Raw genomic sequence first — 14,407 nt, 5'->3', positions numbered from 1 at the left:
AGGTACGTTTTTTCACGATACTTGATGTTGTAATGATTTCCTGCTGATTTATCAATTGATCATGAAGGGACTAATTTATATTCATTGATATCATTTACCTACTGATTGTTGTGGCAAAAATAATTCAGTATTAGCTGCTGTTATTAAGGTCTTACTTTCCTAGGCTTTTATATTCAATTTACCCTGAAAGTTTTTCCATCCAGGTGGGAATTTACCGCGTAAGACATATGAAAAAGCGATGAGCTCTGCGATAACATAGTAGAGTTCTTTTGGTATTTCTTCGTGTAAGTCAAGTTGCCCTAGTGTTTTAACCAATGCCGCATCTTCATGGATCATGATCTCTTTTTCTTTTGCAAGTGCGATGATCTCTTCGGCAAGATCCCCAAAGCCCTTGCATACAACTTCGGGTGATTTACCAGCTTCATATAATAGCCCGACGGCTGTTTTTTGTTCCATTTTTATACCTTTATATTGACGATGGCATGTTTATCATAAAACTGCCTTACTTGGACAGCATCTTCGCGTAATTCAATATCTCCGACTTGTAAACCATGGGCAGCAAGTTTGCTGCGCAGTGCATCAATATGCGGCGCTGCAAGTTGGCATACGCTTGTACTATCGCCAATGATTTCACAATCGACAGCTTTGTCCATAAGTTCTGCTTGCACGCTCAATTGACCAAGAGCTTCATAATCAAAGTTTAGTCTGACAAACCATACTTGCTTATCTGGAAGCCCAGCCTTACCTGGTTTTTTATAATTGCCAATTTGTAGTTCACTCTGTTTACATTCAGGCGGTGTTTTCATTGGCAGAAACAAATTGATTAATAGCTGACTCTCACTATCAAATTTTTGCCCAAGTGCTTGGGTTTGATTGGCCGCAGACATGGCATTTTGAATAAAGCCGAGATCCTCAACCAAACTTTGTTGTGCGGTCAAGTTAACGGCTTGAATAAACTGTTTTGGTTGCTGTAGTTTGTTGCCTGGGAACAAAGTTTCAACCATAGTTGCAACACGTTGTTCTTGAGTCACATTCTTGGGTAATTGACTGTCAGTTTGCGTACTTAATTGTGTGCCCAATAAGGTTACAAGTAGCTTGTCTAATGCTTGGGTAAAGCTGGTAATTGGCACGCCGGTATTGAGTGGTGTTGCAATGCTGGGCAATCGGCTAAAGAGATCCTGACTAACCGTTTCAGGGGTTGCTTTACTCTCATCCATCAAGCGTGAAAAAGCCTGGTGAACAAGGCGTGTTAGGTCCGCGGATTGGCCGCTTCTGAAGGCTATTTTTTCAGATATCTTTTCACTTAACAATGCATGATCTTTGTGATCAGGGGTCTGTTCTTGAGCTAAACTTGATTCGCGCAAAGGTTTGGTGAGAATGTGAGCAAGCGCTAATGACGGTGTGCTCGTAATTGCTTTACCTTGTGCGCTGCGCATCGGTATTGAATTATCTAGGGGCGGCTGCGATCCCAACTTGGTTTGCGTTAAATTGAGCTGTTCAGCGGCAATGGGGGCCGTTGCTTTTGGCAAGGCTGCGGCGAATACTTGCTGGAGTAGCTGCATACGCGCTTCGAATGGGATTTTTATATTGCTGCTATTTGCAGAGGGGAAAACCGGTTTTGACGATGTTGCTGGCGGCTCCGCACCTGGCACTTTATTTTGTTGTTTTTGCGCGTTATCACTATGTACCGTACTTGGTTGTATTGTTGCTTTTGGTGAAACAGTATTGCTTGGCTGGTTTGCAGCCTGAGGCGTATTAGGCGAGGTATTAAGTTTATCAAGTCCTGAAAAGTTTTGTTTGATACCTTCACTAAGCGTCATCAGCAATGAGCTATTTGGACGTATTGCAGCAGGTGTAACCAATGGTTTGTGCAAATAGCTCAAATTGGTTGAAGATATAGCAGGTATTGACTGTTGGATTGTCTGATTCGTTTGGGCTGTGCTCTGTTTCGCAGCACGGTTAAAAAATGGCGTTTGGGTGATAGATTGCAGTGCTTGCTTGACTGTTTGTTTGATATCCGCCAATGACACGTTAAACAGTGGCTTGTCATACTTTAAAGTTGGTTCACTTTGCCTGCGAGTGGCGACTTTTAGTTGCTCTTGAAATTCATGTGTATCTAACTTGGGCAATATACTCTTCAGTGAGGTGGTGAGTTTGATTGTGGTTGATTTGGTTGCAATCGCTACCTCGATACCATCGTGAGGACTGCTGAGTTTTGCACTGTGCCAAACTTGCTTTTGTAGTTGGTTTAATTCAGAGGGCGTTGGTGTCTGCAGCTGCGTCATGTTGTGTTGATTTCGACCAAGTTTTAGCGTGCCTTTGTTTTGTGTCAGTTGCACATAATTAGGTTCTTTCTGGCTAAGTTGTCCAACTAGCTGGGCAATTGCTTTTTTTGCAATAGGCATTTGATGTAATTTGTCACCAAACATATTAAATACTTGCATCAATATCTTATCGCTTTTGGCACTTAGACTGGCTATTAATTTTGATTCTTGTTGGAGCAAGCTACCGACACTGGGTGGAATAGGCACGTTAATTCCTAGTTTTGGTAATGTTAGTTGCATACCAGAAGTTTGTTTGATCTGAGCATCGGTTTGAATGGCGCTGTGATCACCAAACCCTTTTAACACGCCCAGCAAACTGAGTAGCGACTGAGCCGATTTAAGAGAGAGTTTAGCCTCGGGTGTGGTCAGTGTAAGGACAGTACCTGTTGCATCCAATTTTAACTGAGCCTCAGGCAATTTTAATGCCTGTTCTACATTTGCTTGGCTACTTAGTCGAACAGGTTGCCAACGTCCATCTAATGCCACTTCCATTTGAATTGAATCTGGCTTAATTACAATATTACGAGCCAAAAACGTTTTTTCTGCATCAAGTTGCGGCTGAGTGTTGCGACCTTGTGAATAAGGTGTTGTAGATGACACATTTGTCTGATGTTGTACAGGAATTGTTTGCTTATTCATTATTCTAAATCAAATTTTCGGTAATTGGTCGCAACGTGATATACGTATTACCATATCACTATGATAGACTTACGCCCACTTTTGGGGTCGTGAGAATAACAAATTTTGCTAGAGATTAAGGCTTTAACTTGTATCAAACAAGACCGTTGTTTGTTCGAATCACTTAACTTTTCATTGTTATCTGGTCAAATCATGCAAATAGAAGGCCCAAATGGTGCAGGGAAAACGTCACTGTTGAGAATCATAGCCGGTTTCTCTCAACCTGATGGTGGTAACGTTTTGTTTAATATGAAAAATATTGACGAAGATTACGATGGGTATGCCCAGTCATTACTCTTTATTGGCCATAAAACAGGTGTCAATCAGCAGCTTACCGCCTACGAAAATGTCACCCATTGGCTTAGCGTTCATGGTTATACTAGTACCGAAACGGAAATTTATTCCCTCTTAGGCAAACTTGGTTTGGTCGGTCTTGAAGATGTCCCTGTGCGAACCTTATCTGCTGGACAGCAAAGACGTGTTGCCTTGGTTCGGTTATGGCTTAATGACGCTAAATTGTGGATCTTGGATGAACCTTTTACCGCCCTTGATAAGAAGGGGGTCGCCATGTTGCAATCCCGATTTCAGCAACATTTAGACAAGGGAGGCGCAATTTTGTTAACAACTCATCAAGATTTGACAGATACATTTGCTTCATTACAGACCTTGGTTTTGGAGTACCGTCACTGATGCACGTAAGTAACTCATATTGGACTCTATTTTGTACGGTATATAAAAAAGACCTCACTTTGGCATTTAGGCAGCGCGCCGAGATAGTTAACCCACTATTATTCTTCTTGATTGTAATCACCCTTTTTCCTCTAGCTATCGGACCTGAACCCGGGTTATTGGCGCGAATGGCACCAGGCATTATTTGGGTCGCAGCACTATTATCAACTATGTTAGGGTTAGATAAGATTTTTCGTGATGATTACATGGATGGATCACTTGAGCAATTAATTGCTTCTCCCTACCCATTGTCGTTAGCAGTTTTAGCCAAGGTGGCTGCTCACTGGACGACAGCCGGGCTACCCATGGTGATCATGGCACCAGTATTTGCCTTGTTGATGAATTTAGAATCACAAGCACTTGGTGCAACTATATTAACGTTATTAATTGGCACCCCTTTATTGAGTTTTATTGGTGCCATAGGTGCAGGCCTGACCGTCGGTCTGCAAAAAGGTGGTATTTTAATGAGTTTACTTGTTTTGCCACTGTATATACCGGTATTAATTTTTGCAACGTCTGCTATTGATACAAGCATAATGTCTTTAGCATATAGTGGACAACTTGCGATCCTTGGTGCGATGTTAGCCGTCGCTTTTGTCACCGCACCAATTGCTATATCGTCAGCTTTAAGAGTGAGTGTAAGTTAAAATGTGGAAGTGGTTACATCCTTATGCCAAAGCGGAGCGTGCTTACCAGTTGTGTAACACCTTGCTTCCGTACTTTGCCGTGGTGTCCGTGCTATGTATTGTCGTTGGATGGGTCTGGGGGCTTGCTTATGCTCCTGCGGATTACCAACAAAAGGATAGTTACCGGATTATCTTTATCCATGTGCCGTCGGCTATTTTGTCTATGGGGGCATATTCTTCAATGGCCATTGCGGCCATTATTGCGTTGGTTTGGCAGTTGCGTAATGCAGAACTTGCAGTGATTGCGATTGCTCCGGTAGGCGCTGCAATGACTGCCATCGCATTGATCACTGGATCTGCGTGGGGCAAACCTATGTGGGGAGCTTGGTGGGTATGGGATGCAAGGCTCACATCGGAGTTAATTTTGTTGTTCTTGTATCTGGGTGTGCTGTCTTTGTTTCACGCCTTTGAAGATAAAAAAGCAGGGGGCAAGGCTGCTTGTATTTTGGCAATTGTTGGCGTAGTTAACCTACCTATCATCCATTTTTCGGTGGAGTGGTGGAACACATTGCATCAAGGAGCGACCATCACTAAGTTTGATACATCGGCTATTGACCCTACTATGCTGTGGCCGTTGTTGATCAATATTCTAGGTTTTGCAGCCTTGGTAGGCGCGCTTTCTCTGATCCGCCTTAAAAATGAAATTGTGCAGGTTGAGAAGCATCGCCCTTGGGTCCGTCAATTAGTTAGTCGAGGTTGATTATGCAGTTTGAATCATTGAGCGACTTTATCGCCATGGGCGGTTATGGGTTTTATGTATGGCTTTCTTATGGAAGTTGTGCAGGGATCATATTAGGTTTGTTATTCTCTTCACTTTATGAAAATAAAAAATTAAAACAAGAAGTGAAGTCCCAAATGGCCAGAGAAGAACGTATTAAAAAGGCCAAAGAATTGGAGGCGCAAGTATGAATCCAAGACGAAAAAAACGTATGTTTACTGTATTGGCGGTTATTTTTGGAATCGGTTCAGCAGTTGGTCTTACGTTATATGCGTTGCAAGAGAACATTAATCTGTTTTATACCCCGAGTGAGCTAGTTAATGGTAAGGGGCCTGAAAATGAGAAACCTGAAATAGGGCAGAAACTGCGTATTGGCGGTATGGTGGTGCCAGGTTCGGTTGTGCGTGACGAAACATCCTTAGATGTAGAGTTTAAGCTGATAGATACAGGGCCTTTGGTGACTATTCGATATCAGGGAATTTTACCTGATTTGTTCCGTGAAGGGCAGGGGATCGTTGCTCAGGGGACTCTAATAGAGTCAGACGTTATTGAAGCCTTTGAAGTACTGGCAAAGCATGATGAGGAGTACATGCCCTCAGAAGTTGCTGAGGCAGTCAAAGGGATCAAACACGAAAAACCAAAATATAATTTAAATAGCGAGAACTAGTATGGTCCCAGAAATAGGATATTTCGCTCTAGTTTTAGCTATGGCGTTAAGCCTCTTACTGTGTATTTTTCCCTTGTGGGGGGCATACACGGGTAACTTGAGATTAATGCGAGCTGCACCTGCGTTGGCATTAGGGCAGTGTTTATTTGTACTTTTTTCATTTGGGGTTTTGATCTACGTTACCCTCACAGATGATTTCACGGTGGCATATGTTGCTCACCATTCCAGTAGTACTCTTCCATGGTATTACAAAGTTACTTCGACTTGGGGTGGGCACGAAGGCGCCATTTTGTTGTGGCTTGTGATGCAATCTAGTTGGACAGCACTGGTTGCAATGATGTCTAAATCCTTACCTTGGGTGCTAAGAGCCAGAGTATTGGGCGTACTTGGCTTTTTAGGGGTTGGTTTTATGCTATACACCCTGTGGATGTCGAGCCCATTTGAGCGCTTGCTGCCATACTTCCCAGTAGAAGGCCGAGACTTAAACCCGCTACTTCAAGACCCTGGTATGATCATTCATCCACCTTTACTCTATATGGGGTATGTAGGTCTTTCCGTATCATTTTCTTTTGCCATTGCGGCTTTGCTGACTGGCAAACTGGACAACACTTGGGCTAAGTGGTCGCGTCCATGGACAATGGTTGCATGGGCCTTTCTTACCTTGGGTATAACGATAGGAAGCTGGTGGGCATATGCAGAGTTAGGCTGGGGAGGCTGGTGGTTTTGGGATCCTGTAGAGAACGCCTCTTTGATGCCCTGGCTTGTGGCTACCGCGCTATTGCATTCTTTGGCCGCGACGGAAAAACGCGGTGTGTTCAAATCATGGACGGTATTGCTCGCCATTGCGGCATTTAGTTTGTGTTTATTGGGCACCTTTATTGTTCGATCAGGGATCATTGTTTCTGTACATGCTTTTGCAACGGACCCTGATAGAGGTTTATATATTCTGTCATTCCTTGCTGTTGTCGTCGGTGGCAGCTTAGCACTGTATGCTGCTCGAGTGTCTCAGGTTCATAGTGAAGGACGTTATCGTTTTGTCTCTCGAGAAGTTGCACTGTGGCTGAATAATATCTTCTTGGTCGTTGCGACTCTGATTGTACTGCTTGGTACTTTACTGCCGATGATCCATAAAGAGTTGGGCTTAGGGTCAATTTCTATAGGTGTACCATTTTTTAACCAAATGTTTTCAATCATCATTGTGCCATTTGCGCTACTTTTGGGAATTGCGCCAATGCTCAGATGGAAGCAGAACAAGTTGTCAGCAATGGCTAAAAAGTGGTTGGTAACGATAGGCCTAAGTTTGGTGGCTACCGCTGCATGGCTGTTCTCCAGCTATGACATGGTCTCTGGGTTAACGTTTGTAGCGACTGCTTTGGCTGTGTGGATTGTATTTGCTACTGCGGCAGACTTGTTACAAAAAGTCTCTTTGCAAAGTTCTATAACAGAGGGGTTTAAGAGACTAGGGCTCAGTTATTGGGCAATGGTATTGGGCCATGTTGGGCTTGCATTTGTTATTGCTGGCGTCACTCTGACCTCTGCATATTCGGTAGAGCGTTCTGTGGCTATGAAACCCGGGGATATTGCAACACTGAACGAATATCAATACCGTTTTGAGGGTGTGAAAGAGATCCGAGGACCTAACTACAGCGGGTATGCTGGTGTGGTGACGGTGCTTAAACAAGAAAATGTGGTTACTGAATTGTACGCAGAGAAACGTTTATACGATATTGGTATGCAATTTATGACAGAAGCCGCGATTGACGATGGTTTTTTCCGTGATTTGTATTTGGCACTGGGCGAGCAAATGAGTCGAGGTGCTTGGTCTTTACGCATTTATCACAAGCCTTATGTACGTTGGATGTGGCTAGGGGGGATTTTAATTTCACTGGCTGGCTTCATTGTACTTGCAGATAAACGCTACCGTCGTCGTGTTAAAAAAGTCGCTCAGGAGTCACTATGAATCGAAAAATACTGGGCTTTTTGCCATTTTTGATTTTTGTATTGTTATGTGTGTTTCTTTATCAAGGGCTTTTTGGCAACCCAAGAGAATTGCAAACCGGTCGCCTTGGGCAAACTATGCCGAGTTTTAATTTACCAGATTTAATGGATGAGCAAACTCGCTGGACAGAAAAAGAGTTGTTGGGTGAAGTGTACTTAATGAATGTCTGGGGTACTTGGTGTCCAACTTGTATTGCGGAGCTGGGTTATCTAACTAGGCTGCGTGAGCAGGGGGTTAAAATTGTCGGTTTGTATTACGAGCAAGCCTATGATCCTGACTTTGGCGATCACTTTGATATTCACGCCTTGAGAGATGAAGTACAGACAATGCTTGGCCGGGCGGGCAACCCATATCAATTTAATATACTTGATTTGGAACGCAGCTTGGCATTGGACTTGGGTGTATCTGGCGCACCTGAAACTTTTCTAGTGGATAAACAAGGCACCATCTTATTGCATCATACTGGGGACATTAACCAAAGAGTCTGGCGTAGTAAGTTTCTACCTGTTCTAGAGGAGATACAGTAATGAAAATTAGAACTGTGATCCTTATGATTGTGTTGTTATTTTCTAGTACCGTGGTGGTTAATGCGGCAGAAGATCAATACGAATTTAAAAATGCGGCGCAAGCGCAAACATTTAAAGAGCTCACATTGGAGCTGCGTTGCCCTAAGTGTCAGAATCAAAATATAGCGGACTCCGATGCCGTGGTCGCCAAAGATCTGCGGGACAAAGTGCTGTCATTGGTTCATGAAGGGAACTCGAAGCAAGAAATAATTGATTATATGATTGATAGATACGGTTATTTTGTGCACTACCAGCCTCCTGTCACGCCTGCGACTATAATCCTTTGGGTTTTACCTGTCATAATTGTTGTTTTGGGCTTTGGCTTTATTGTATTTAGACAAAAGAAAGCGGCAAAAAAACAGCAGTGGAGTGTGCAAGAGGAGAAGCAGCTAGAAAAGTTGATAGCGCAATATCAGCGTAAGGAGCGTCATCAATGATTGAATTAACACAAATGTGGGGAATATTTGCCCTATTGGCAGTTTTGAGTTGCCTATTTGTGGTTGTGCCCTTTTTACGAAAAGAAAAGGTTGTGTCAGTTGATCATGATGCCAATGCGCAGCGTATTGATATTTATCATCAAAGATTAGATGAACTAAAGGTCGAACTAGAAAACCAGCGTATTGGAAAAACTGATTTTGAAGAGTCTGTTATCGAGTTAAAAAGGCGATTGCTTAATGAGCTATCACCTGAGCAAACTCTGGACACTCGCGGCAACAACTTGGTACTTGGAGCGACGGGCATTGCGTTTACGCTTGTTGTCAGCAGTGTCTTTTACTATTTTACTGGCAGTCATCAGCAAATTGCCAATTGGCAAAAAGCCGTTGAAAAGTTGCCAGAATATGGTGAAAGAGCCGTGTTGCAAACAGGCGAACCGCTATCAGCGAATGAGCTACAAGCTTTTGCATTGGGGCTACGCACTAAATTAGCAAACAGTGGCGATGATGCTGTTGCGTGGATGTTATTAGGCCGTGTTGCGATGTCATTGAATGACTACGAAATGGCGATGCAAGCATTTGATAAAGCGCTGGCTATGCAACCAGATAACCATAATGTGTTAGTTAACTACAGCCAGGCACTGTTGATCGAGGGATCTGAGTCGAGCGTTAATCGTGCCGCAAGAATGCTTTCGAGCGTATTGAGAAAGGACCCGCAGAATATTGATGCCGTGTCGCTACTAGCTTTAATTGCGTATCAACGGGAAGACTGGTTGGAAGCAAAGTCAGCTTTTGAGCTTTTATTGACAACAGTGCAACCTAACGACCCGCGCTATAACATGATCAAACAACGCATCGATGAAGTTACTAAAAAGCTCGGCGAAAGTGCTTCACCGATAGGTGCCGCGGGCCCTGAATTAAGTGTGCGTGTTTACCTTGATGATAAGTTAAAAGCTCAATTACCCGACAATGCGACTTTGTTTGTGTTTGCAAAAGCAGCAAACGGACCAAGAATGCCACTTGCAGTGCAAAAACTTACAGTTTTTAACTTGCCTTTAGATGTCACTTTGAATGATAGTATGGCAATGTTGCCAGATCTGAAGTTGTCCAATTTCGATGAAGTTGTGATAACGGCGCGTATCTCGGTTGATGACTCGGTTATGACACAAGCTGGTGAGCTTGAAGGACATTCTGATGTGATCACGCTGAATAAGGATTTGCGTCAACAGGTTAGTGTCACTATAAGTCGTGTTATAACCAGCACAGGAAGCTAAATGTATAAAAAAATTGTCGGTGCAGCGCTTGCGTTCATGCTCGTTGGCTGTGCGCAGGTCCCCGAGGTGAAACAAGATCCCCGTGATCCGTTGCAATCAATGAATAGGCCCATCTATGACTTCAATATGGATGTGCTTGATGCCTATATTTTGCGCCCAGCTGCGAAAGGGTATGTCGCAATTACACCAACACCCGTGCGCAGTAGCATTGTAAACTTTACTACCAATATTGCAGCGCCTACTGACGCTATAAATGCCGCATTACAGGGAAAACCCGGTGATGCAGGTATCAATGTTGCACGTTTCTTGATCAATTCAACAGTAGGTGTTTTAGGTCTGTTTGATGTTGCCAAAGAAATAGGCCTTGAGCATAAAGATGAAGACTTTGGTCAAACTCTTGGTGTGTGGGGAGTGGGTGACGGTGCGTATTTAATGTTACCAGCAATGGGCCCTTCTACCGTTCGCAATACAGCGGGTGATTTGGTAGACAACCTTGTATTACCTGAAATCGCTTTGACGACACCGCAAACGTTAATTGTGTTTGCATTGAGAGCGGTAGAGGCGCGTGCATCACTGATGTCGCAAGAGAAGTTACTAAATGAGTCTTTGGATCCGTACACCTTTTTAAAAGATGTGTATTTTCAAAGGCAACTTTATGAACTCCATGATGGCAACCCTCCTATGGAGGAAGAGCCGGAAGACTTCGATGATGACTTCTTAGAAAACCTTTAAGTCATGCGTATAAAAAAGCCAGCGTTAGCTGGCTTTTTTTATTTTTTTCAGATGGTTACTTTCTAAAATTTCCAGTTCATATTGAGCCAAAGTGTCCTACCAGCTTCATTGACTTTGGTTGTTTGTGGGTAACCACTTACCATTGTACCGGACCGGCTCAAGTGCTCGGCATAGGTTTTATCAAACACATTGTCGACACCCAAATTAAAGACGAGATCATCGTAGTGAGAGTACGACATATTTAGTGCTAGCGTACCAAATCCGTGGCTTTCTGAGACATCTTGACCTGCAATGTTACCTTGGCCAATGGCAACACGGTGCTGTTTTTGAACGATTCGCCACAAACTGCCAAACTGCCACTTGCCTTTGATATAACTGAGTGCAAAGCGAACTTGCAAAGGGGGTTGCTGGGCAAGTGCAATATCATCAGTGCGATTTTCACCTTTGACATAGTTGATGCTTGCGGTGGTCACGAGGTTTTTATTCACGTTGTAGCGACTTTCAGCTTCAAAGCCATAAGTTTGTGCGTCTATATTTCGCGTTACTTTGCTGGTCATCCCCATTTTTTCATATAGGTTGTCTGTGAGCAGGTAATTGTCGATACGATTGATAAAAACGGAGACTGAGTGAGTAACGGACTTTGATTGACCAAGCCAGCCAATATCTAGCTGGTTCGTTGTCTCATGGTCGACTAAAAATGCGCTAGGGCTATTAACTCCACCGCGACCGCCTCCCATCAGCTCCCAATAGTCTGGAAAACGTTCTGTTCGGCCGACACCTATGTAGTAACTGCTGTTTTTAGATTGCGCTTGATAACGAGTAAAGCCGCTGATCAATGTGTCATCTCGCGAGAGATCAGCGGTCGGGTTCGGTACAACTTGCATCATAACAGAGCGAGTTTGGCGTCTGTCTATGGCTTCCCAGCTGTCAATTCGTAAACCACTTACCCATTGGCTGCTTTGCCCAAGGTTATATTCAGCTTCAGCGAATAAGCCTGTTTGCTCGAATTCGGCGGTCTCCAATCGTACCAATGATTCAATGGGCATATTGACGAGATCTCGGCTGATCCTAAGTCGATGACGATTTTGTTGGTGATCTAATCCGTAAGCCAAACTTATCTGATCATTTAATTGAGAGTTTAAGAGGATTTTTCCTCCCCAAGTACGCCTGTCAGGATTTGAGGAAACCGGGGTTTTCATCATCATGTTTGGCATAAACTGGCGCAAGCTGTGGTTGTCCATGATGTGATCTATGTCGTTGAAAAACACATTGGCTTCGATACTGGTGACAAAGCCATCTAGTTCACTTTTTGTCATTTGCAAAGCGACTTGCGTGCGGTCAAAAAGGCTGCCGTCCATCATTCTGTCGGCATACGCTACCTCGCCGTCACTGCGGCCAATACTGACACTATACAAAGTCGAGTCGTCAGGGGTGTAGGCAAATTGTGAATCTACATTCCATTTCTCATATGCTGAATGTATGTGCGTGCCATCACCATCTTGATAGTCGTCGGCTTCACTATAGCTGGCAGCCACTCGAGCAAAATAATCTTGCGTACCCGTTTTTATATCACTATTTAAGACGCGTTTACCAAAAGCGCCGATTGTAGTGTTAATAAAGCCAGTTGTACCTCTTTCTAATAGGCGTTCTGATTCGCGCTCGAAGACAACTGTTGCAGCACTATTTCCCGGTCCATATAAGACAGTTTGTGGACCTTTGATAACCGTTAGGGTGTCATATGTTTGTGGTGTGATATATGCGGTAGGTGGGTCCATTCTGCCACCGCAGCCGCCAAGTGTAACGCCACCATCTGTGATGATGTTAATACGTGATCCTGCCATTCCCCTAAATACAGGGTCGCTGCTTGCGCCGCCTTTTTTCACTAACGAAAATCCAGCAATACTCGATAACAGATCTGCACCATCTTGCGCTGGGAGCGGTTGTCTGGTTGCCTTGGGGTCTGTTTTAATATCGAGTGGGCTATGCATTGGCGCAATTACCTCAATATGCTCCATCGTTTGATCCGATTGTGCGTGCCCTTGCCAAGCAATTGCTGCTGTTATAACCGTGCAGATCAGGCGCTTTTTCATCTTTGTCCTCATAGGTATATGTATCAACGCAACAGTTAGGGATGCAGTTGATTTAATTACAAATAGATTATTCTGGCGCGTATTTTACTGAGGTGGAGGTAGGATGGGATGTGACATAATGTCGCACTTGAATAGCTGCCACAAGGTTTGTTGATTTAGGTCAATTTAATGTTCTAGATAGGCGATGGCATATGATATGCCATCACTTATGTGAATCTAGCAATGAGTTTTATATTCCCATTGCTTCTATCTGTTGATCGCACCACTGTAATGCGTCTTTATACAGCTCAGGTAGTGATTGAGCCTGAAGGTCCAGTTGCTCTGTTAACTGTGACGCGTCATTCCAGTTGGCTTGTTCGTACGACGTCACAAGGCGCAAATATTTCGCTAGCATACCTTCACCAAGCAATAAAGCATCTTTGATATCTATGGTTAAGGGCAGTTTTTGCATGACACTTTGCATGGTTTCATCCAAGATGGCATCCATCAAAGACATCATACCGGTCAAAAATGCCATACCAGTGTCTTTCATTTTATTGTGTTTGATAGCTATTAGCTCACAAAACCTCGCTCGAGTGAGGGATAATCTAATCAGCTCCATTGGTTTTTCTGATGCCACTTGAGACGCAAACAGCAGTGACAGAAACTTTTTCAGCTCTTGGTTGCCAAGTACCACGAGTGCTTGTTTGATGGTGGAGATTTCAGCTCTACGTTTGAATGCCGCTGAATTAGAATAGCGCAACAATTTGTAGCTTAGATTAACGTCGCGCTCAAAAACTTGCGTAATGCGCTTGAGGTCAACATCGACGCTGGATGTTTCATATAAAAGCTCGGCCAAGGTCATTTCTGATGGTGGCAGTGCCTTTGTTTGCACCATTTCGGGCTTGGCGAAGAAAAAGCCTTGAAACAGAGTGAAGCCTAGCTCTAGTGCAAGCTGATATTGCTCGTAAGTTTCAACTTTTTCGGCGACTAACTCAATATTTTTGTAGGGTTCAATAGCCTGTTTGAGTTCGTGGATCTCTTCAATACTGGTTACTAGCATATCCACTTTGATTTGATCTATAAATGGATAAAAATGGCGCCACACCTTTTGATGTTTGTAGTCGTCTAAAACGAGCTTATAGCCCTTGGACTTCAAGTCTTGAACTGCGGCGAGCAACCGTTTACCCGGCTGCACAGTTTCCAGTATTTCGACTATCAATTGGTCGCGCCCCATCATGGTGGGGTAACCCTTTAAAATAGTTTCTAAAGTGAAGTTGATGTAGGCAGGTTTACCATCAGTAAGATCTTCTAGGCCAAAGTTAAACTGACTTCCTTCGATGAGTTTGGAAGTTGCTTCTACATCATCAACATTTGGAAACACATTGTCTACGCCATCGCGAAACAACAGTTCATAGCCGACGACTTCTTTATTTATATTTAAAATAGGTTGCCTAGCGGCATAAAAATACATGGAACGAGACACCCAGTAGTTACTTCATTTCATTTCAATATAAGGCAATCTACAACG

At 43.6% G+C, this 14,407-nt stretch carries 14 protein-coding genes; 10 read left to right on the top strand and 4 right to left on the bottom strand.

Features of this window, described 5'->3' with window-relative positions:
- Nucleotides 1-159 precede the first annotated feature (159 nt).
- Nucleotides 160-456: an EscU/YscU/HrcU family type III secretion system export apparatus switch protein gene (locus tag N483_RS06625; protein ID WP_023401831.1), complete on the bottom strand. Its 297-nt coding sequence runs from the start codon at nt 454-456 to the stop codon at nt 160-162.
- Nucleotides 457-458: 2 nt separating this feature from the next.
- Nucleotides 459-2,963: a flagellar hook-length control protein FliK gene (locus N483_RS06620; protein ID WP_023401832.1), complete on the bottom strand. Its 2,505-nt coding sequence runs from the start codon at nt 2,961-2,963 to the stop codon at nt 459-461.
- Between the two features lie 105 nt (nt 2,964-3,068).
- Between N483_RS06620 and ccmA the strand changes: the two genes are divergently transcribed.
- The 10 genes from ccmA to N483_RS06570 are packed head-to-tail and all read left to right on the top strand — an operon-like array spanning nt 3,069 to nt 10,807.
- Nucleotides 3,069-3,692 carry a cytochrome c biogenesis heme-transporting ATPase CcmA gene (gene ccmA, locus N483_RS06615; RefSeq protein WP_080672674.1) on the top strand — a complete coding sequence of 208 codons (624 nt, stop codon included), beginning with the start codon at nt 3,069-3,071 and terminating at the stop codon, nt 3,690-3,692.
- A complete protein-coding gene (gene ccmB, locus N483_RS06610; protein ID WP_023401834.1) occupies nt 3,692-4,378 on the top strand; it encodes a heme exporter protein CcmB in 687 nt (228 codons plus the stop codon). Before ccmA ends, ccmB begins: the two co-directional genes overlap by 1 nt.
- Before the next feature lies 1 nt (nt 4,379).
- The gene (locus tag N483_RS06605) at nt 4,380-5,117 is read left to right on the top strand and encodes a heme ABC transporter permease (RefSeq protein WP_023401835.1); all 738 of its coding nucleotides are present in this window, start codon (nt 4,380-4,382) and stop codon (nt 5,115-5,117) included.
- A 2-nt stretch (nt 5,118-5,119) separates the two neighbouring features.
- Complete coding sequence (ccmD, locus tag N483_RS06600; RefSeq protein ID WP_063383319.1) at nt 5,120-5,326, top strand: heme exporter protein CcmD; 207 nt, start codon at nt 5,120-5,122, stop codon at nt 5,324-5,326.
- Complete coding sequence (gene ccmE, locus N483_RS06595) at nt 5,323-5,802, top strand: cytochrome c maturation protein CcmE (protein WP_023401837.1); 480 nt, start codon at nt 5,323-5,325, stop codon at nt 5,800-5,802. The genes ccmD and ccmE overlap by 4 nt, the downstream gene beginning before the upstream one ends.
- A gap of 1 nt (nt 5,803) precedes the next feature.
- Entirely contained in the window at nt 5,804-7,762 is a 1,959-nt protein-coding gene (locus N483_RS06590; RefSeq protein ID WP_023401838.1) for a heme lyase CcmF/NrfE family subunit, read from the top strand.
- A complete protein-coding gene (locus N483_RS06585) occupies nt 7,759-8,328 on the top strand; it encodes a redoxin family protein (protein WP_023401839.1) in 570 nt (189 codons plus the stop codon). The genes N483_RS06590 and N483_RS06585 overlap by 4 nt, the downstream gene beginning before the upstream one ends.
- Before the next feature lie 23 nt (nt 8,329-8,351).
- Nucleotides 8,352-8,804 (top strand): cytochrome c-type biogenesis protein, encoded by a 453-nt coding sequence (locus N483_RS06580; protein WP_080672685.1) that lies wholly within the window; start codon nt 8,352-8,354, stop codon nt 8,802-8,804.
- Nucleotides 8,801-10,075: a c-type cytochrome biogenesis protein CcmI gene (ccmI, locus tag N483_RS06575; protein ID WP_023401841.1), complete on the top strand. Its 1,275-nt coding sequence runs from the start codon at nt 8,801-8,803 to the stop codon at nt 10,073-10,075. The genes N483_RS06580 and ccmI overlap by 4 nt, the downstream gene beginning before the upstream one ends.
- Entirely contained in the window at nt 10,076-10,807 is a 732-nt protein-coding gene (locus tag N483_RS06570) for a VacJ family lipoprotein (RefSeq protein ID WP_023401842.1), read from the top strand.
- Nucleotides 10,808-10,869: 62 nt separating this feature from the next.
- On the opposite strand, the gene N483_RS06565 is transcribed toward N483_RS06570, so the two are convergent.
- Nucleotides 10,870-12,897, bottom strand: coding sequence for a TonB-dependent copper receptor (locus tag N483_RS06565; RefSeq protein WP_023401843.1), 2,028 nt, complete (start codon nt 12,895-12,897; stop codon nt 10,870-10,872).
- Nucleotides 12,898-13,126: 229 nt separating this feature from the next.
- Complete coding sequence (locus N483_RS06560; protein WP_023401844.1) at nt 13,127-14,350, bottom strand: EAL and HDOD domain-containing protein; 1,224 nt, start codon at nt 14,348-14,350, stop codon at nt 13,127-13,129.
- Nucleotides 14,351-14,407 lie beyond the last annotated feature (57 nt).

This window comes from Pseudoalteromonas luteoviolacea NCIMB 1944, from assembly GCF_001625565.1.
Taxonomy (GTDB): Bacteria; Pseudomonadota; Gammaproteobacteria; order Enterobacterales; family Alteromonadaceae; genus Pseudoalteromonas; species Pseudoalteromonas luteoviolacea_F.
This window is presented reverse-complemented; position numbering and strand designations above follow the sequence as displayed.

Excerpts from the sequence above, each read along its gene's own strand:
- N483_RS06625 (WP_023401831.1), bottom strand. The coding sequence starts at position 456 with ATGGAACAAAAAACAGCCGTCGGGCTATTATATGAAGCTGGTAAATCA.
- N483_RS06620 (WP_023401832.1), bottom strand. The coding sequence starts at position 2,963 with ATGAATAAGCAAACAATTCCTGTACAACATCAGACAAATGTGTCATCT.
- ccmB (WP_023401834.1), top strand. The coding sequence starts at position 3,692 with ATGCACGTAAGTAACTCATATTGGACTCTATTTTGTACGGTATATAAA.
- N483_RS06605 (WP_023401835.1), top strand. The coding sequence starts at position 4,380 with ATGTGGAAGTGGTTACATCCTTATGCCAAAGCGGAGCGTGCTTACCAG.
- ccmD (WP_063383319.1), top strand. The coding sequence starts at position 5,120 with ATGCAGTTTGAATCATTGAGCGACTTTATCGCCATGGGCGGTTATGGG.
- ccmE (WP_023401837.1), top strand. The coding sequence starts at position 5,323 with ATGAATCCAAGACGAAAAAAACGTATGTTTACTGTATTGGCGGTTATT.
- N483_RS06590 (WP_023401838.1), top strand. The coding sequence starts at position 5,804 with ATGGTCCCAGAAATAGGATATTTCGCTCTAGTTTTAGCTATGGCGTTA.
- N483_RS06585 (WP_023401839.1), top strand. The coding sequence starts at position 7,759 with ATGAATCGAAAAATACTGGGCTTTTTGCCATTTTTGATTTTTGTATTG.
- N483_RS06580 (WP_080672685.1), top strand. The coding sequence starts at position 8,352 with ATGATTGTGTTGTTATTTTCTAGTACCGTGGTGGTTAATGCGGCAGAA.
- ccmI (WP_023401841.1), top strand. The coding sequence starts at position 8,801 with ATGATTGAATTAACACAAATGTGGGGAATATTTGCCCTATTGGCAGTT.
- N483_RS06570 (WP_023401842.1), top strand. The coding sequence starts at position 10,076 with ATGTATAAAAAAATTGTCGGTGCAGCGCTTGCGTTCATGCTCGTTGGC.
- N483_RS06565 (WP_023401843.1), bottom strand. The coding sequence starts at position 12,897 with ATGAAAAAGCGCCTGATCTGCACGGTTATAACAGCAGCAATTGCTTGG.
- N483_RS06560 (WP_023401844.1), bottom strand. The coding sequence starts at position 14,350 with ATGTATTTTTATGCCGCTAGGCAACCTATTTTAAATATAAATAAAGAA.